Genomic DNA, 16,527 nt, shown 5'->3' on the forward strand with positions numbered 1-16,527 from the left:
ATATTGTGAAACTCACAAAATACTGTTAATATAATGCTATAAAAATCTTACAATGATAATTATGTAATTTTTCAAAATGATTTTATAAAACAATTTTTCAGAAATTTTTCAATATTTGTAAAGTAACATTTGCCCCATTAAAAATTGAACTAGGGGTAAAGTTCACTGACGTTTGAAGTTTTTATTTATAAACCTTAAAAAGAGTCTATTATGAATAAAAAAGGGCCAATTGTACTTATAGAAAATAATCAGGGAGATCGAAATTTATTTATGGAGATTTTTTCTGAATTGAATTTTTCTAATGAAGTTTTATACTTTAATGCAGCTAATGACGCGTATCATTATCTCACAAAAAAAGAAATCGAACCATTTTTAATATTTTCAGATATTGTATTACTAAATATGGATGATAATCAATCAGCATTCATAACCTATAAAAATTTAAGTTTGGAGTTAAATTGCCCTTGCTTATTTTTTACAACAGTATTTAATCAATGTTTTGTAATCGATGTTTATTCTTTTCCAACACAGCGTTATCTTGTTAAGCCATACAGCTATGAAAAATTTAGAGACGTTATAAAAAAGATCATAGAATATTGGTCATTAACAGAATCGATAGCACAATTTGATATCACTGCAAGAGAAAAGGATAGTGAAAGGAGTTAGAAAAATTAAGGTAAAAAAGAGGTAACATTATGTTACCTCTTTTTGTTTGTATTCTGGAAATTTAGATTTCGATATCCTCATTTTCTATTTTTTTGATTTCTACTTTTTCTTTTTTAATGGCTTGTCTCAATAATCCAAATAAGCTCATGTAAATATTCGCTACAAAAACAAGTGCAAATCCTGCAATGATATAACCGCGCCAATCGGGAAGTAATAAGGTAAAATTGGTAAGCACCAGAAAAAATATCGTGATGTAGTGACTAAAGCAATATTCGCAGGTAAAGAGGTAAAATGCCTTTCTATACATTATCGTTTTACCATTTGTAGCTCTGTCTACGCACCATTCTCTGGGTTCTTTAAATATTTCTTCGTGCGTTACTGTCCAGCTGATGCAGGAGATAGGAATGGCCAGAATAAAGAGCCAAAAAATTTGAGTGGTAATATCCATAACTAATAATTTGAAATAAATAAAAAAGCCACTAAGGGATTACTCAGCGGCAATTTTGCGTTGTCATGATGCAACTATTCTCTTGGGTGATTTTCGTGAAAATGCTCGTCGTTTTCTTCAAGTTCATCATCGTCATCATCATAATTGTCAAGATCTCCATCTTCCTCTAAATCATCATCAAGGTCATCGATGTCATTTTGATTAAAATCATCATCCAGATCGTCTGGTTCATCATTTGTAATTTTGTCATCTTCATTAATAATGCGTTCTTCATTCGGAATATTCTCATTAGTAATGACTTCGTTACGGTTAAAATCATTGGTATCATGATTTGCATCGTTTAGATCATCTTCCTTATATTCGTACTGATCGTTATCAAACAGACTTTCAATTGCTTCATCTCTTCTGTTATCTACTATTGTTGCTTCGTCGTGGTGAAAATTACGTTCAACGTGACCGTAGTTTTCATTGTTCTGATTTTTCATAATACTATATTTTAGAATTAATTATATTTTAATTGGTTATGCTCTTTCATAAAATTATATTACAAATTTAAGGCTGTCCTACAACTTAAGTTTTACAGAAAATTAGATTCTAATTCCATAATTAACAGTAGCTTATATTATAACCTTCATTCTTTACCGGATAATTTTATTTTAGTTCTTTGAAACTTCACTTATTTTTTAAGTACTTTTTAAGTTGTCTTTAACCGCTTGTAAAACATGACTTTATGGCTTTTTTTAGGCTCGATTATACTTTTGTTTTGAAATAATGAATATCAGGAGAACATATCTATTCGTAAATTTGCAGTCATAAAATACATCCAAATGACAATACTTACATTTACCCTAATTATGATTTTGGGCGCTTTCCTGGCAGGTTTTATAGGTTCATTATCAGGATTAGGAGGCGGAATAATTATCATACCACTTTTAACCGTTATTTTAGGAGTCGACATTCATTATGCAATTGGAGCTGCTTTGGTTTCTGTTATTGCCACTTCATCAGGTTCTGCAGCTGCGTATGTAAAAGAAGGAATTACCAATATGCGTTTAGGAATTTTTCTTGAAATTGCTACAACAATTGGAGCAGTAGGAGGCGCTTTGCTTTCTGCCATTGCACCAACTTCATTCATTGCTGTTCTATTCGGACTTACGTTGATTTTTTCGGCTATTAATTCCTTACGAAAAAAAGAAGAACACATTGTTCTAGAATCAAGCCCTTTGGCCAAAAAGCTAAAATTAGAAGGAACTTATCCAACACATGACGGTCAGGTAGTGCATTACGGAACAAAAAACGTAATTGGAGGCTTTAGTATGATGGGAATTGCCGGAATGATGTCAGGATTACTGGGGATTGGTTCTGGTGCTTTTAAGGTAATTGCAATGGACAATATCATGCGAATTCCGTTTAAAGTATCGACTACAACAAGTAACTTTATGATGGGAGTAACCGCAATGGCAAGTTCTGTAATTTACATTCAAAAAGGATATATCGAGCCTGGAATATGTATGCCGGTTGTAATTGGTGTATTGTTTGGAGCTATGGCAGGAGCAAAAATATTAGTACGAACCAATCCTAAAAAACTTCGCGTGTTTTTTGCCTGCTTAATTTTTGTGTTGGCAATCAATATGATTTATAACGGACTTAATGGAAAAATCTAACGACATGACACAAGAAAAATTTGGAGAAAAAGATTTTCAGGCTATCATTGGAAATTTATTACGCTACGGAGTATGGACTTCATTATCTGTAGCTTTTATTGGTGGTATTGTTTATTTACTGAATCACAGTCAGGAAGTCGAAAACTATTCGGTTTTTAAAGAAAATGACCGAAATATCTTTGAAGTTATAAGCGCAGTGTATAATGGTGCAATACAAGGTAGGGGAGAATCGATTATATTTTCGGGAATTATACTTTTGTTTTTAACACCCGTATTTAGAGTATTGCTTTCGTTGTTTTCTTTTATTTTAGAGAAAGATTATCTGTATGTAGTAATTACTACAATTGTTATCGGAATAATTATAATGAGTATTTCTTTCGGATTTTCGCACTAAATGATTTTTCGAGTTCCGTAGGAAAGACTTATTTTTTATGAATAGAAACCTAACAGGTTTTTAATTTTAAAACCTGTTAGGTTTGATAAAACTTTAGATCTTGATTTTAGTTTTTGTATCTAAAATCAAGATGAGCCTCAGCATCAAATTCCTTATTTGAAATTTTATTTAAAATTTCTTTAAAAGTTACATCCATTTTATACTCGCTGGGTTTAGCATCATGAACAAGAGAATAAACAGTTAAATTGTCATCGACAGCTAAATAATTTTCATCTTCAAGATCGTAAAAAGTATAAAATGTTTTTCCGTGAATGTCTATATCCAAAACATCATTGTAATCTAATTTTTGCTGAATATCCAAATCTAAATTATCATAAAACAAATCGACTTCTGTAGCAGGAAATTCAAAGTTTGTAACGGTACAAGCGGTGCTTTTTATGGCCGTTAAATCAAATTCTTTGGCTTCGTATTTAGAGTTGCTTATTTTTAGCGCCCAAATCAAATTATCCCAAAGCAGGATTTCAATATCTTCGTGTCTGTTGTTTATTTTGGATAAAATCTGAAGCCCTGAGATTTTTTTGTTTTTTCCTCTTTTTTTGTATTTAAAGTAATTTTCTCCAGGATATGTAATTTCCACATATTTAAAATCGGGATGTAATTCCCAGTTTTTAAAACCGTAAAAATTATTTTCTTTTACTTGAATTTTTAAATGATTCAGATCATCCGGCAAAGCACTGATGATCGCATTAAAGAGTTTTTCCTGATCGTCTAATAGTTGATCAGCATTGTTTTTTGGAAAAAATTTATCCAGTAATCTTTGTAACATTATTTTTTATTTTTCAATTATCATCGTTATTCCCTGACCTCCGGCAGCACAAATCGAAATAAAGCCCCTTCCGGAACCTTTTTCGTTAAGTAACTTTGCCATTACACCAATAATTCTGCCACCAGTTGCAGCAAAAGGGTGAGCGGCAGCTAAACTGCTTCCTTTTACATTAAGTTTGCTTCGATCGATAGCGCCCAAAGGTTTTTTTAATCCAATAGCGGCGCTAAGTTCAGGACTTTCCCAAATTTTAAGCGTTGCCAGAACCTGAGCAGCAAAAGCTTCGTGAATTTCATAATAATCAAAATCCTGCAAAGTAAGATTTGCTTTTTCGAGCATTCTTGAAGCCGCAAATAAAGGAGCTAACAGTAAATTTTGTTGATTTTTCACATATTCAATAGCCGCTACTTCTGCATGCGTAATGTAGGCAAGAATAGGTAAGTTATTTGCCTTTGCCCAATCCTCGCTTGCCAGCAATATAGCAGATGCGCCATCCGTAAGTGGAGTAGAGTTTCCGGCAGTAAGTGTTCCGTTTGTTTTATCAAAGGCAGGATTTAGTTTTGCCAGTTTTTCAAGTGTAGAATCTTTACGTAAGTTATTGTCTTTATCCAGCCCGTTAAAAGGCGTAATCATATCATTAAAAAAGCCTTCGTCATACGCTTTTGCCATATTCAAATGACTTTGCAACGCCAGTTTATCCTGATCTTCTCTCGATATCTGATAATGTTTAGCTGTAATTTCAGTATGCCCGCCCATAGAAAGTCCCGTTTGGGATTCTTCATTTCGCGGCACAAGCGGTGTTAAATCTTTTGGACGCAGTTTTAAAAACAGTTTTATTTTTTCTCCCAGAGATTTTGCTTTTCTGGCCTGAAGCAATGTTTTTCTCAAATTCTCGCTTACGGCAATCGGCATATCACTAATTGAATCGACTCCGCAGGCAATTCCGGATTCAATTTGCCCCAAAGCAATTTTATTGGCTATGTAGATCGCGCTTTCGATACCTGTATCACAAGCTTGCTGTAAATCGCAGGCTGGTGTAGCAGGATCAAGAGCTGTTCTTAAAACACTCTCTCTAATCAGGTTATTATCCATGGTGTGTTTGATTACCGCACCACCCACAACTTCGCCTAACAATTTACCCGTAAGAGCATACTTCGCAACGAGACCATCAAGTGTGGCAGTCATCATTTGTAAATTGCTAACATCGGAGTATGATGTATTCGCTCTTGCAAAAGGAATTCGGTTGTAACCCACAATCGCTACTTTTCTAATCGTGCCTTGATTTTCCATATTGATAAAACTGAGATTAAAATGTATCGTTCTAATTAAGGTTTAAAGATACCATCTTTTTCTTGAAACGCCCAAGTTGCCATTGCTTCAATTACAGGCAATAATCCAATTCCGGAATTACTTAGCTTATAAGTAACAAAAGGTGGCACTACAGGTCTGGCTTCTCGAATTACAAGACCATCTGATTCTAATTGTTTTAGGTGCTGAATCAGCATTTTTTCCGTTATTGCAGGAATCATTCTTTTGACTTCACTGTATCTTTTGTCTCCCGTAGAAAGATGGTAGAGTATAATAGGTTTCCAGTAACTTCCAATTTTTTCCATGGTATACGTTACGGGGCAGGTTTCCAGAGCATATTGCTTGTTTTCCTGAATGGTCGATGTTTTTTTAATTGCCGTCATGATACATACTTTAGGGTAAGTACTTGTATAAAAGTAAGTACAAATATACCTTTGTTTCTGTAAAATAAAAACAATTTATTATGAAAATTATAATTACAGGTTCATTAGGAAATATTGGTAAACCATTAGCAACCAATCTTGTTGCAGCAGGTCATGATGTAACAGTTGTGAGCAGCAATACAGATAGAAAAGAAGCAATTGAAAGTTTAGGAGCAAAAGCTGCGATAGGTTCTGTGAGTGATGCTTCATTTTTGGCAAAGACTTTTGCAGGTGCGCAAGCTCTTTTTGCAATGACGCCACCCAATTTAGGAGGTACAAATATAATTGCAAATACTTTGCAGGCTGGAGAAGCTTTTGCAGCAGCAATTAAGAAAGCGGGAGTAAAGCGTGTTGTAATGCTAAGTAGTATTGGAGCTGATTTAGAAGGCGGAAATGGTCCGATTGCAGGACTTTACAAAATTGAAAAAGTATACGAGCAATTAGAAAATACGGCAGTTACCTTTTTACGTGCGGGATATTTCTACACAAACTTATACAATGATGTTCCAATGATTAAAGGGGCCGGAATTATGGGAGGTAACTATCCTGCTGATGCTAAGATTCCTTTTGTACATCCGGCAGATATTGCTACAGCGGCGATTGAAGAATTAGAAAAAGAAGCAACTGGAAAAAACATACGTTATATCGTAAGTGATGTTCGTACACTTGGAGATGTTGCTGTTGCTATTGGAGCAGCTATTTCAAAAACAGATTTACCTTGGATTGAATTTACAGACGAACAATCTTTGGAGGGAATGGCACAAGCAGGTTTACCAGCAGAAATGGCCAATTTGTATGCAGAAATGGGTACAGGATTAAGAAGCGGAATTATTGCTGAAGATTTCCTTAAAACAAATGCTTCTGTAGATGGAAAAACAAAGTTGGAAGATTTTGCTGCTGAATTTGCAGGGAAGTTTTAATAAGATGCTTTAGAAGGCATATTCTTTTAGATTTTAATATTCAAAAAGCCGTCAAATACAATGTAATTGACGGCTTTTGATTTTTATTGAGTAAATGATTTTAACTTGAGAAAGTCAATCCTTTAGCTTTAAAATTGCTAAACAGCACCTGACGTGCGCTGCTTATCGATTCATCCGTACGATAAATACTGCACCAGAATTTGATCAGGATTTTATATTTTCCTTCAGAAATAGCGGTATAATAAATCTGCGATGGTTTGTTATTATTAACGACCGAAAGATTTTCTAAAGAAGCACTTATAATATCGTTAATGTCTTCCGGAGTTGTATCACCAGCAATTTCTATTGCTACTTCAACAAGTTTATAATTATCTGTGTATGTCCAGTTGGTAATATTTTGAGATAATAAATTTCCGTTTGGAATGATAATCTCAGCACCATTTGGCGCATTGATTTTAGTGGTACGAAGCCCCATCGATTTTACACGACCGGATTCAGAACTAATCGCCACTACGTCACCAATTTGGATAGGTTTGTCAAAAATTAAAATAATACCCGAAACAAAATTGTTTACCACGTTTTGCAATCCAAGTCCAACCCCAACACCTAAAGCTCCTAAAAGAATGCTTAATTTGTCCAGCGGCATTCCTGATGCTGCAACCGCTAAAAGATATCCGGCTATTAAAACGACCAATCTTGTTATCAGTAATTTAGAATGTTGTCTTTTGTTGATGTTTTCCTCGTTTTCTTCATCGATCTCGCCAAAAAAGTAAGCGACATATTTTTGTAATAAGTGTGCCACCCAAATGATAACGAAAAACAACAAGATATTGCCCAAGGTAAACGTAATGCTTCCAATTGTATTGGCATGCCCCAATATTTTTCCGAATGAGGTGCGAAGCCCTTCCCAGATATTTAAATTTGAAGCAATTACCACCAGCCACATATAGCTGATTACAATGATAAAAGGCTTTTTTAATGTATCTGATAAACTTTCGTAATCAAAAATATTTTCGATTCCGCGCTTTACTCTGGTTGTATAAATCTGTAAAAGAATGATTTCTAAGATTATTTTAAGAAGAACACTTAAGGCAACAATTTGAGTTAATGAAATAAAAGCGGTTAGGCTTAACATGTTTGAAAGCGATACTCGTCCAAAAATATTGTAAAGAATAGACAAGACGTTCAGACCAATAAACAGAATGCTTGCCCATTTAAAGAATGCCTGAATATACAATTGCTCTTTTAGCGTTTTTATTTGTACCAGACCGTAACGTATTCCGAAAATATTAATGATGATAAAAGAGCAACGCTGTATTAGACCAACGCCAATAAACAAGTCTAAGAAACAAAGTGCAAAGAATAATCCTAATAGAAAGATCCAATTTCGCAGAGAAACTGATGACCAGTTGTTTTTGAAAAGTAACGTAAGTGTTCCCAGTAAAAGCAAGTGAAGGAATTCTATAAACAATGCCGGAGCATACAAATTGTTTACTACTGCAATATTAAGACCAAGCACAGCAATCGGAATAAGAACACCTTTGTTCAGGTATTTAAAATTAAAGAGTGCCAGGTTATCGGCTTGACCGTTATTTTTTAAATATTTTAGATTTCGTGTAATGTACCATCCCAACAATCCCATAAAAAATGCCAGCGTAATTAATCCTCCTGCGCGATAGCTCAGGTAATACTCGGCAACACTTTCTTCGATAATTACTTTGGCTTTGATATTTTGGGCAACTTGCTTTTTAGGCGTCGTCTCGGTAATGTTCCATAAAAATGGATATTCCTTTTTAAGCAGGTTAATTCCTGATTTTTCTAATTTAGTGTCAACAGTAATTAAAGCATTGGCTACTAAAATTTTTCGTTGTACCGTTAGTCTTTTGTTTGTATTTAATACACCTTGATTTTTAGTCATAAGGCTGTCGACAGCAAGGTATCTTTTTTTAAGATTCACCAATTCATTTTTGAATTGCTTGCGCAGAATTGAATCTTTAATTAAAATCATTAAGGTTTTATCTTTTCTAAGTTCAATAAAACGACCTTTGATTTTATCAAGACCTTGATTGCGCAGGTTGATGGCGGTATTTTGTTCTTCTAATTCTTGTTCGATTTCTTTAAGTACAATGCGGTACATTTGCTGATTGCGTACATTAGGATTAGCTCCTTTCAGACTTGTTAGAATCAAATCAAGTTTACTTTGTGTTCTCTTAATTTCTGCGAACAAATGATGGCTTGGACCATCAAAATCAGCATCATTAAAAGCCGTTTCCATAACAGTACTGGCTTTTTCTATAGTCGTAAGATAATCGCTGTCTGTAGTGGTTTCTTCAAACAATTTTGATTTAGGAGCCGCTTTTGGTTCCGCAGCTTTGGGTTCATCTGCTTTTGGTTCATCAACTTTGGTTTCCACAGCTTTGTTTTCAGTTGTTTGCGAGTAGGCGAGTGGAGTAAAAAACAGCACGGCCAATAAGGCGAGTAGAATATAATTTTTCTTTTGCATCATAATTTAAATAATGAGTTTTGGGTGACCAAATGTAATTTTTTTCAGGAGACTTTTAGCACATTTTAAGTAAGATTGCAGTAATAAAAACAAAAAAAGTCTAATTTGTAAAAATCAGACTTTTGGAGCGTTATTTTTGAATTTAGTTTAATTTACTTCATTCCAAATTCCGGTTTTAGTAGTTTCTTTTGCGTAGGCAGAAAAGTCAGTCGCTTTTCGTCCCAGTATTTTTTCGATATCAGTTGTAACGTTAGCATTTCTTCCGTCTAGAACCTGCTCGAAAAGATAGTTGATAAGCCAAATGTAATCTTCTGGAACTTCATACTCCCGAAGCATTTGTATGTATTCTTCCAGAGACAATTCCTGAAAAGCGATCATTCTGCTAGTGGCTTGCGCAATTTCGTTGATAACATCCGGAAAAGTCAGCAAGCGTGGCCCTGTTAATTCATAAACTTGATGGTTGTGCTTATCCTGCAGTAAACAAGCTTCTACCACAGCTGCAATATCATCGGCATCGATAAAAGGCTCTAAAGTCTGTGCTCTGGGCAAGGCAACATAACCTGCAATGATGGGATCAAGAAAGAAGCTTTCGCTAAAATTTTGATTGAACCAGCTGGCTCGTACAATCGTCCAGTTTTTAGCATTTTCTTTTATGATTTCCTCGCAAACCTGTGCTTCTTTTTCGCCTCTTCCGGATAATAATACCATTTTTTGAACACCGTTTTCGGTAGCTAATTTACTAAAGCTGCGAATAATGTCTACCGCGCCTGGAACCGCTAAATCGGGTTGAAATGTAATATAAACGCTATCTGCATCGGCGATAACCGGTAACCATGTTTTTGGATTTTCCCAGTCAAAAGGTACATCTGCTGTTCGGGAACCAATTCTGATGTCAACTTCGTTTACTTTTTTCAGACGTTCGACAACGCGTCGTCCTGTTTTTCCGTTAGCGCCAAGCACTAAAATTTTCTTTTTGGTCATATCAATATTTTTTAAATGAATACTGATACAAAGATGTTTGGTAAAAGTTTAAATCATTTGTCGCAAAAGAATTACGATTTATTTGAAAAGATTTTTGTTTTGACTTCATTCGGGCGTGTACCGAATTTTTTGTAAAACGCATTCGAAAAAGAACCCAGACTTTCGTAACCTACTTCCCAGGCGGTTTCCTGAACCGTTTTTTCGCTGTGTTGTAATAATTCATAAGCTTTGTTAAGCCGTTCTTCCTGAATGTACTTAAAAACAGGAACACCAAAAAGTTCCTTAAAATTCTTTTTAAGCTTATTACTATTCAAACCAATCATTTTAGAAAGTTGGGTTATAGATGGCGGTTGTGAAAAGTTGTGCGTAACAATTTCTCGTGCTTCAAAAAGTTTATTTTTATCGACTTCAGAAAAGTAGTTTTTTTGTTTGCTTGCCAAGAGTTCAAAGAAATGAGCGAGCAATTCATTTACCTGACTTTTTAAGAACAACATTCGCGTATTGCCAGTGTAATTGTTTTTAAAGATTTTTTGAACAGCGAGTTGCATATCAAGTGTCATATAAAAGGAGGGACCTTCTACAAAGTGTTCTTGCGGATGAAGTAGTTCCGGTAAATGTTTTTCGAGAATCTCTTTCTCTGCATTAGACAACAAATGCATATTTTTTAACTTAGAGAAAATGCTAATTGACTGCAAAGGTTTATTGGGTTCAATTTTGTGAGCGAATTCTACTTTTTGATTGCCAAAAAAGCAAATAGCTAAGCCAGTAGTATTGGTGAGTACTTTGGTCTGATGATTGTGTTTGATTTCTAATTCGACATTGCCGGAACCATAAAACGCAAATCCCACGGTATCGCCGTCGATTTCACATTCTTGAACAAATGTTTTCGATGCATTTGATTCTTCAATCAATACAATAAAGTCGTTTAATTCGATGATATCTGTTGTCATTTTAATGCTGATTTACTATTTTGTTCTAAAAAAACAGGCTAGTAGGTTTTGCTAAATAAGACATCAAAAAAGAGTTTGGTTACTTTAAAATTAGAAAATATTTTTGAGATAATAGATAAATTGGTTTCCTAAATTATTGATTTGTAGTTTTTTCATTAAAATCAGAATATTGTTTTTTAAAATAATGACCGTAGATTAGCAGGTTTACAGCGATCTGAGACAGGATTTTTAGAATCTTTAAGCGGGTCTAATTTGCTGTTTGGCTTATGTAATAAAATATTATATTAGCGCCCTAAAAGAACTACACAAAAACTAAAAATGGAAAATATTACAGTCATTATCATGTTACTCTTTGGAGTAGCATTCTTAAGTCTTTTAAGTAAAAAGTATAATTTTCCTATTCCCATTGTTTTAGTGCTTTGTGGTGTTATTATTAGCATCATTCCTGGACTTCCGGTGATTGCATTAAGTCCGGAAGTGGTGTTTATTGTGTTTCTTCCGCCGCTTTTGTATCACGCAGCCTGGTATACAAGCTGGTCTGATTTTAAACAATCTGCAAGGCCTATTACGCTTGCCGCAATTGGATTGGTTCTTTTTACGACCGTAGCAGTAGCCTACGCGGTTCACGAGCTTATAGAAGATATTTCATGGCCACTTGCTTTTTTATTGGGTGCTATTGTTTCTCCTCCTGATGCTGTTTCCGCCACCTCGATTACAAAAGGATTGGGTTTAAATCCTCGTTTAATTGCTATTCTCGAAGGCGAAAGTTTACTAAATGATGCGAGTGGATTGGTAGCGTATAAATATGCATTGGCTGCGATTACAGCAGGTAACTTTGTGTTGTGGCAAGCCGGATTGAATTTCTTCATTATGTCAATACTCGGAATTGCAATTGGTTTGACGGTAGGTTACGCCATGAGTGTAATTCATAAAAAGTTTGTTTGCGACGATATTATCGAAACATCGCTAACATTACTAACACCTTTTGCTTCTTATTTAATTGCGGAACATTTTGAAAGTTCAGGGGTTTTGGCTGTTGTAACCACAGGTTTGTATCTTTCTGCACGTTCTGGAACTATCTTTACACATGAAAGCCGAATCATGACGGGTACAATTTGGAGCGTATTAACAAATATTCTAAATGGTCTAATCTTCATTTTAATTGGTTTACAGCTTCGTCAGATCATAGAAGGAATTGGGGATTACTCCGGAATGTCATTGTTTATTTGGGGTGCTGTGGTAAGTTTGGTGGTAATTTTAGTGCGTTTTTTATGGGTAGTTCCGGTAACCTTGATTCCAAGATTTTTGAGCAAGAAGATTCGTGAAAAAGAAGAGTTCGATTACCGAAACATGATTGTTTTTGGATGGTCGGGAATGCGTGGTGTCGTATCAATGGCTGCTGCTTTGGCTTTGCCCTTAACCATCAATAATACCGAAGAATTTCCGTTGCGTAATCTTATTATTTATCTGGTATTTTGTGTTATTCTTTCCACTTTGGTTATTCAGGGGTTAACGCTTCCGTGGGTTATCAAAAAACTAAAAATGGAGCCGTATTCGATTTTGGCAGAAGAATATGAAATACGAAATGTAATCGTGGCAGAAACCATTACGCATATCGAAGATAATTTTTCTTTATTGAATGATGACTTGCTGCATAACATCAAAAGTAAATACGAAGTAAAATTCAACCGCTTACAAAAGACGGAACTTCCTGCCAACTTTTTTGGAAAAGGCAATGTTATGGGAGGAGAAATCTTTAATGATTTTTCAAAGTTGCAAATCGATTTGGTCAATGTAGAGCGCGCCAAATTGGAAGTAATGCACAAAGCGGGTTCCGTTAATGAAGAAATCTTCCGAAAAATTGAAAAAGAACTTGACCTTGAAGAAACCCGCTTGTGGATGGAAATGTATGAGAACTAAATCAGTTACGATTAGTAAATTCTCTCATTTTGTCTGATAGTCGGAATTACTTTTGTTCCGATTAACTCGATCGCATTCATTAGTTGGGTGTGGGTTAGCCCCGCATTATCCATTTGGAATGTAAATCTCGAAATTCCGCCAAGTGCATCGCTGTGACGTAAAATCTTCTCTGCAACTTGCTCTGGATTACCTAAAACCAAAACGCCTTTATCATCGATAAGTCCGTCGAATTTTTCTTTAGTAACCGGTGGCCAGCCACGTTCTCTTCCTAATTTTGTCCAAAGTTCAGCATATCCCGGATAATATTCAGCAATAGCACTTTCATTGGTTGCGCCAACATAACCAGGAGAATGCAAGCCAACCTGCAATTGGTGTGGCTGATATCCTGCTGCTTTACCTGCTTCTCTGTACAAATCAATCAAAGGACGAAAACGGTGCGTTTGTCCGCCAATAACAGCAACCATCAAAGGTAATCCCAATGATCCGGCACGTACAAACGATTCTGGAGTTCCGCCAACACCAAGCCAAATAGGAAGTTTTTCCTGTAAAGCCCTCGGATAAACAGGTTGATTATCTAAGGCAGGACGAAATTTTCCTGACCATGTTATGAATTCATTATCTCTAATTTGCAATAACAAATCTAATTTTTCTTTAAACAATTGATCGTAGTCATTAAGATCAAAGCCAAAAAGGGGATACGCTTCAATAGAAGATCCACGGCCTACTACAATTTCAGCTCTTCCTTTTGAGATCAAATCCAGTGTAGCAAAACTTTGATAAACTCTAACCGGATCTGCTGCGCTCAAAACACTTACCGCACTCGCCAGTCGAATCCGATCTGTTTTCGCTGCGGCTGCGCTTAAAATTACTGCCGTAGCAGAATCTAAAAATTCTTTTTTGTGATGTTCACCAATACCAAAGACATCAAGTCCAACCTGGTCGGCTAATTCAATTCTTTGAAGCAATTGCTCCATCGCATCAACGCTGCTAAGCGTATTGTTGTCTCCGTACATTGCCGAAGCAAAACTGTCTATTCCTATTTCGATCATAAAGTAAAGATATTAAAAATTGATTTCCTCTCGCTTATGAAAATTTAATTTGTTTTATTGCCTCAATAATTTGGATTTATGTATTCAACTACGTAGTTTTGTTTTGTAAAAAAAAGAAAAAATATGAAAACTAATATTACTCCAATCAAAAACGAATTTGAAAATGAAATTATTGACTTAATATTAAGCATTCAGCAAATAGAATTTAATGTTCCCATTACTTTGCAGGATCAGCCGGATTTACTGGATATCGATAATTTTTATTACGGCAGCGGAGGAGGATTTTGGGGTGCTTTTATCGGTGAAGAGTTGGTAGGAACTATCGCATTGGTTAAATTTGATGAAAAAGGTGCAGCAATCAGAAAAATGTTTGTAAAGAAAGAATACCGAGGAAAAGAGTTTTCGATTGCTCAGAATTTGTTAATCACCTTGATTGCGTATTGTAAAGAAAACAAAATTGATGATTTGTATTTGGGAACAGTATCTAAGTTAGAAGCCGCTTTACGTTTCTATGAAAAAAATGGTTTTGTTCGTGTAGAGAAAGAAGCGCTTCCAAACGCATTTCCGTTAATGAGTCCTGATAATGTATTTTGCCATTTACCACTAAAAAAATAAAGATGAATATTATTGATGAATCAGGAATTTTAGCCATTTCTACGCGATTACAGCGCTTAAGTGAACAATTGCGGAAAGATGGTGCTTTGTTGTATAAAGAATACGGAATCGAGTTTGAACCAAAATGGTTTCCGGTAATTATTACGTTGCATCATAAAGAAGTTTTAAGTGTTGTTGAGATTGCAAATGAAATTGGTTATACACATCCTTCAACAATCAGTTTATTGAAAGAATTAGAGAAGCAAAAACTCATTAGTTCTAAAAAAGACAAAATCGACGAGCGAAAACGTCTGTTACAGCTTACCCCAAAAGGGAAAGAACTTGTTGTACAAATGAAACCAGTTTGGGATGTTATGACAAAAGTTCTGGGTGATATTGCCGATAATCAGAATAATTTATTGCAAGCTCTCAATGAAGCCGAAAACAAAATTATGCACCAGGGTTTTTTGCAAAGGGCTTTGCAGTTGAAAAGTGAAGGGGAGAAGTAAAGAATTGAGAAAGATTCAAAAAATAAGAACTTAAATATTTTAAATTAGCAATATGAAAAACAAAGAAATACAGATTGATGATATTTGGAGTGATAAGAAGAAAGCTGATTTAAAAGAAATAATAAAATTACATTCTGCTAAACAACCCAAACAGCAAATCTTAAAAAAATCAATTACTTTCGATTCAATATGAATTGGAGGATTATATTGAGATCGAAAAGAAAAAATAAAAACAATGAAATTAATGCAATACTATTTTCTTTTAAAAAACTAAATTTTAAAGAATGAAAAACTGTTTGATTACTATTTCTTTATTTTTGGCATTATTGACAAGTTGTGAAAAAGCTCTTCCAAAAAAAATAGAGGATCCGAAGTTTGTGAAAGTTTGGTATGATACATGTCAAGGGATGCCATTTAGCTCAAAATTAAAAATTGGAGTCAATAAAAAATTTGAATATTATAGTCGTGCATGTCAAGATGGTAGTAGAAGTAATGGTTATTGGAGGATTGTTAATGATACAATTATATTGAATAGTATCAAACCGAAAGGTTGTTTGTATCAATATCCTTTTGGCGTTGTATGTGATATTTTTAATGAACCTGAAATTGTAGATAATACAACAATAAAAAATTGTGATCCCGATGGAAGGGAAGCTACTTATGAAATTTTTGAAAATGAAAAATTTTTTATAAGAAATGATACTTTAATTCATTTGGAAAAAAGGAATGCTGCGTGTTCTCAATATAGAATAGCATTTTCATCAAAAGAAAAAATTAGATAGTTTCAAATGACAATAAAAATACTCTACTCCGCATTTATTCTGTTTTTGAATTTTTCTATTTACAAAGGAATTCAAAAAAGATCGATCAATACAAAACAACTTTTTGCTCTTGCAATTTTTGCAATGACGATTTTGATTTTAAATTTTAAGTTTGAGGCACTCTCTAATAAATTGATTTTATTTTTGGTGCCTTTTTCGTTTTCTATTTTCGTTTTAGATTTCTTTAAAAATACTATCGACGTTTATGAAAAAAGCGATTTGTTGGTTAAGCAAAAAATAGAACGATTTAAATTTTTAATGATAAATATAATGCTCCCCATTTTAATTACGATTTATCAACTTCTCATGATATGGTCAGAAAAATTATTTTCTCAAATGATCAAATAATTTGTTGCTACTTTTTTTTTAGATCAGTTCATCAGGATTTTTTTTAAAAGATAAAATTCAGAGGTGAAAAAATTTCTCAATTAAATATTTTTAAATAACGACACAAAGTTGCATTAGTTAATTTGTGGTATTTTTGAATGTTTTTAAAAAAAATTCCTTCCTTACTTTTTTACCAGAAATTTTAAAAATGTTCAGACAATGAAATTT

18 protein-coding genes are annotated in these 16,527 nt (G+C 34.3%); 9 read left to right on the forward strand and 9 right to left on the reverse strand.

The genetic code is table 11. The annotated features are described in order from the left end of the window. The first annotated feature begins 210 nt into the window (after positions 1-210). Positions 211-666, forward strand: a complete 456-nt coding sequence (locus B0A66_RS22155) for a response regulator (RefSeq protein ID WP_089052020.1) — start codon at positions 211-213, stop codon at positions 664-666. 61 nt (positions 667-727) lie between these two features. On the opposite strand, the gene B0A66_RS22160 is transcribed toward B0A66_RS22155, so the two are convergent. Both B0A66_RS22160 and B0A66_RS22165 read right to left on the reverse strand, forming a co-directional pair. Next, complete coding sequence (locus B0A66_RS22160; protein WP_089052021.1) at positions 728-1,114, reverse strand: hypothetical protein; 387 nt, start codon at positions 1,112-1,114, stop codon at positions 728-730. A 74-nt stretch (positions 1,115-1,188) separates the two neighbouring features. Next, positions 1,189-1,599, reverse strand: a complete 411-nt coding sequence (locus B0A66_RS22165) for a hypothetical protein (protein ID WP_089052022.1) — start codon at positions 1,597-1,599, stop codon at positions 1,189-1,191. A gap of 342 nt (positions 1,600-1,941) precedes the next feature. On the opposite strand from B0A66_RS22165, the gene B0A66_RS22170 reads away from it, so the two are divergent. After that, on the forward strand, positions 1,942-2,778 hold the full coding sequence (locus B0A66_RS22170; RefSeq protein WP_089052023.1) for a sulfite exporter TauE/SafE family protein: 837 nt from the start codon (positions 1,942-1,944) through the stop codon (positions 2,776-2,778). Further along, positions 2,765-3,172, forward strand: coding sequence for a DUF1634 domain-containing protein (locus B0A66_RS22175; RefSeq protein ID WP_089052024.1), 408 nt, complete (start codon positions 2,765-2,767; stop codon positions 3,170-3,172). Before B0A66_RS22170 ends, B0A66_RS22175 begins: the two co-directional genes overlap by 14 nt. 106 nt (positions 3,173-3,278) lie before the next feature. Here B0A66_RS22175 and B0A66_RS22180 read toward each other — a convergent pair whose 3' ends face one another. From B0A66_RS22180 to B0A66_RS22190, 3 genes are read right to left on the reverse strand one after another with little or no spacing between them, the layout of a single operon-like run. Then, positions 3,279-3,998, reverse strand: coding sequence for a hypothetical protein (locus B0A66_RS22180; protein WP_089052025.1), 720 nt, complete (start codon positions 3,996-3,998; stop codon positions 3,279-3,281). A 6-nt stretch (positions 3,999-4,004) separates the two neighbouring features. Next, a complete protein-coding gene (locus tag B0A66_RS22185) occupies positions 4,005-5,285 on the reverse strand; it encodes an acetyl-CoA C-acetyltransferase (protein WP_089052026.1) in 1,281 nt (426 codons plus the stop codon). Between the two features lie 35 nt (positions 5,286-5,320). Continuing rightward, positions 5,321-5,686 (reverse strand): winged helix-turn-helix transcriptional regulator, encoded by a 366-nt coding sequence (locus B0A66_RS22190; RefSeq protein ID WP_089052027.1) that lies wholly within the window; start codon positions 5,684-5,686, stop codon positions 5,321-5,323. Between the two features lie 80 nt (positions 5,687-5,766). Between B0A66_RS22190 and B0A66_RS22195 the strand changes: the two genes are divergently transcribed. Continuing rightward, positions 5,767-6,645, forward strand: coding sequence for an NmrA family NAD(P)-binding protein (locus B0A66_RS22195; RefSeq protein WP_089052028.1), 879 nt, complete (start codon positions 5,767-5,769; stop codon positions 6,643-6,645). 100 nt (positions 6,646-6,745) lie between these two features. Here the strand turns inward: B0A66_RS22195 and B0A66_RS22200 are convergent, their stop codons facing one another. From B0A66_RS22200 to B0A66_RS22210, 3 genes are all read right to left on the reverse strand, one after another. Beyond that, the gene (locus B0A66_RS22200) at positions 6,746-9,151 is read right to left on the reverse strand and encodes a mechanosensitive ion channel family protein (protein WP_089052029.1); all 2,406 of its coding nucleotides are present in this window, start codon (positions 9,149-9,151) and stop codon (positions 6,746-6,748) included. Positions 9,152-9,295: 144 nt separating this feature from the next. Further along, the gene (locus B0A66_RS22205; protein WP_089052030.1) at positions 9,296-10,129 is read right to left on the reverse strand and encodes a Rossmann-fold NAD(P)-binding domain-containing protein; all 834 of its coding nucleotides are present in this window, start codon (positions 10,127-10,129) and stop codon (positions 9,296-9,298) included. A gap of 71 nt (positions 10,130-10,200) precedes the next feature. Next, positions 10,201-11,079 (reverse strand): helix-turn-helix domain-containing protein, encoded by an 879-nt coding sequence (locus B0A66_RS22210; RefSeq protein ID WP_089052031.1) that lies wholly within the window; start codon positions 11,077-11,079, stop codon positions 10,201-10,203. Positions 11,080-11,397: 318 nt separating this feature from the next. Between B0A66_RS22210 and B0A66_RS22215 the strand changes: the two genes are divergently transcribed. Continuing rightward, a complete protein-coding gene (locus B0A66_RS22215) occupies positions 11,398-12,999 on the forward strand; it encodes a Na+/H+ antiporter (protein WP_089052032.1) in 1,602 nt (533 codons plus the stop codon). Between the two features lie 11 nt (positions 13,000-13,010). Here B0A66_RS22215 and B0A66_RS22220 read toward each other — a convergent pair whose 3' ends face one another. Next, positions 13,011-14,045: an LLM class flavin-dependent oxidoreductase gene (locus B0A66_RS22220; RefSeq protein WP_089052037.1), complete on the reverse strand. Its 1,035-nt coding sequence runs from the start codon at positions 14,043-14,045 to the stop codon at positions 13,011-13,013. Positions 14,046-14,171: 126 nt separating this feature from the next. Here B0A66_RS22220 and B0A66_RS22225 point away from each other — a divergent pair, with 126 nt between their 5' ends. The 4 genes from B0A66_RS22225 (at position 14,172) to B0A66_RS22235 (ending at position 15,933) form a co-directional block, all read left to right on the forward strand. Continuing rightward, the gene (locus tag B0A66_RS22225) at positions 14,172-14,663 is read left to right on the forward strand and encodes a GNAT family N-acetyltransferase (protein ID WP_089052033.1); all 492 of its coding nucleotides are present in this window, start codon (positions 14,172-14,174) and stop codon (positions 14,661-14,663) included. Between the two features lie 2 nt (positions 14,664-14,665). Further along, positions 14,666-15,151 carry a MarR family winged helix-turn-helix transcriptional regulator gene (locus B0A66_RS22230; protein WP_089052034.1) on the forward strand — a complete coding sequence of 162 codons (486 nt, stop codon included), beginning with the start codon at positions 14,666-14,668 and terminating at the stop codon, positions 15,149-15,151. A gap of 52 nt (positions 15,152-15,203) precedes the next feature. Continuing rightward, positions 15,204-15,344 carry a hypothetical protein gene (locus B0A66_RS23020; protein WP_165766672.1) on the forward strand — a complete coding sequence of 47 codons (141 nt, stop codon included), beginning with the start codon at positions 15,204-15,206 and terminating at the stop codon, positions 15,342-15,344. A gap of 91 nt (positions 15,345-15,435) precedes the next feature. Continuing rightward, on the forward strand, positions 15,436-15,933 hold the full coding sequence (locus B0A66_RS22235) for a hypothetical protein (protein WP_089052035.1): 498 nt from the start codon (positions 15,436-15,438) through the stop codon (positions 15,931-15,933). The last annotated feature ends 594 nt before the right edge of the window (positions 15,934-16,527 follow it).

Origin of the sequence: Flavobacterium hercynium (assembly GCF_002217285.1) — a bacterium.
Lineage (GTDB): Bacteria > Bacteroidota > Bacteroidia > Flavobacteriales > Flavobacteriaceae > Flavobacterium > Flavobacterium hercynium.

Excerpts from the sequence above, each read along its gene's own strand:
- B0A66_RS22155 (WP_089052020.1), top strand. The coding sequence starts at position 211 with ATGAATAAAAAAGGGCCAATTGTACTTATAGAAAATAATCAGGGAGAT.
- B0A66_RS22160 (WP_089052021.1), bottom strand. The coding sequence starts at position 1,114 with ATGGATATTACCACTCAAATTTTTTGGCTCTTTATTCTGGCCATTCCT.
- B0A66_RS22165 (WP_089052022.1), bottom strand. The coding sequence starts at position 1,599 with ATGAAAAATCAGAACAATGAAAACTACGGTCACGTTGAACGTAATTTT.
- B0A66_RS22170 (WP_089052023.1), top strand. The coding sequence starts at position 1,942 with ATGACAATACTTACATTTACCCTAATTATGATTTTGGGCGCTTTCCTG.
- B0A66_RS22175 (WP_089052024.1), top strand. The coding sequence starts at position 2,765 with ATGGAAAAATCTAACGACATGACACAAGAAAAATTTGGAGAAAAAGAT.
- B0A66_RS22180 (WP_089052025.1), bottom strand. The coding sequence starts at position 3,998 with ATGTTACAAAGATTACTGGATAAATTTTTTCCAAAAAACAATGCTGAT.
- B0A66_RS22185 (WP_089052026.1), bottom strand. The coding sequence starts at position 5,285 with ATGGAAAATCAAGGCACGATTAGAAAAGTAGCGATTGTGGGTTACAAC.
- B0A66_RS22190 (WP_089052027.1), bottom strand. The coding sequence starts at position 5,686 with ATGACGGCAATTAAAAAAACATCGACCATTCAGGAAAACAAGCAATAT.
- B0A66_RS22195 (WP_089052028.1), top strand. The coding sequence starts at position 5,767 with ATGAAAATTATAATTACAGGTTCATTAGGAAATATTGGTAAACCATTA.
- B0A66_RS22200 (WP_089052029.1), bottom strand. The coding sequence starts at position 9,151 with ATGATGCAAAAGAAAAATTATATTCTACTCGCCTTATTGGCCGTGCTG.
- B0A66_RS22205 (WP_089052030.1), bottom strand. The coding sequence starts at position 10,129 with ATGACCAAAAAGAAAATTTTAGTGCTTGGCGCTAACGGAAAAACAGGA.
- B0A66_RS22210 (WP_089052031.1), bottom strand. The coding sequence starts at position 11,079 with ATGACAACAGATATCATCGAATTAAACGACTTTATTGTATTGATTGAA.
- B0A66_RS22215 (WP_089052032.1), top strand. The coding sequence starts at position 11,398 with ATGGAAAATATTACAGTCATTATCATGTTACTCTTTGGAGTAGCATTC.
- B0A66_RS22225 (WP_089052033.1), top strand. The coding sequence starts at position 14,172 with ATGAAAACTAATATTACTCCAATCAAAAACGAATTTGAAAATGAAATT.
- B0A66_RS22230 (WP_089052034.1), top strand. The coding sequence starts at position 14,666 with ATGAATATTATTGATGAATCAGGAATTTTAGCCATTTCTACGCGATTA.
- B0A66_RS23020 (WP_165766672.1), top strand. The coding sequence starts at position 15,204 with ATGAAAAACAAAGAAATACAGATTGATGATATTTGGAGTGATAAGAAG.
- B0A66_RS22235 (WP_089052035.1), top strand. The coding sequence starts at position 15,436 with ATGAAAAACTGTTTGATTACTATTTCTTTATTTTTGGCATTATTGACA.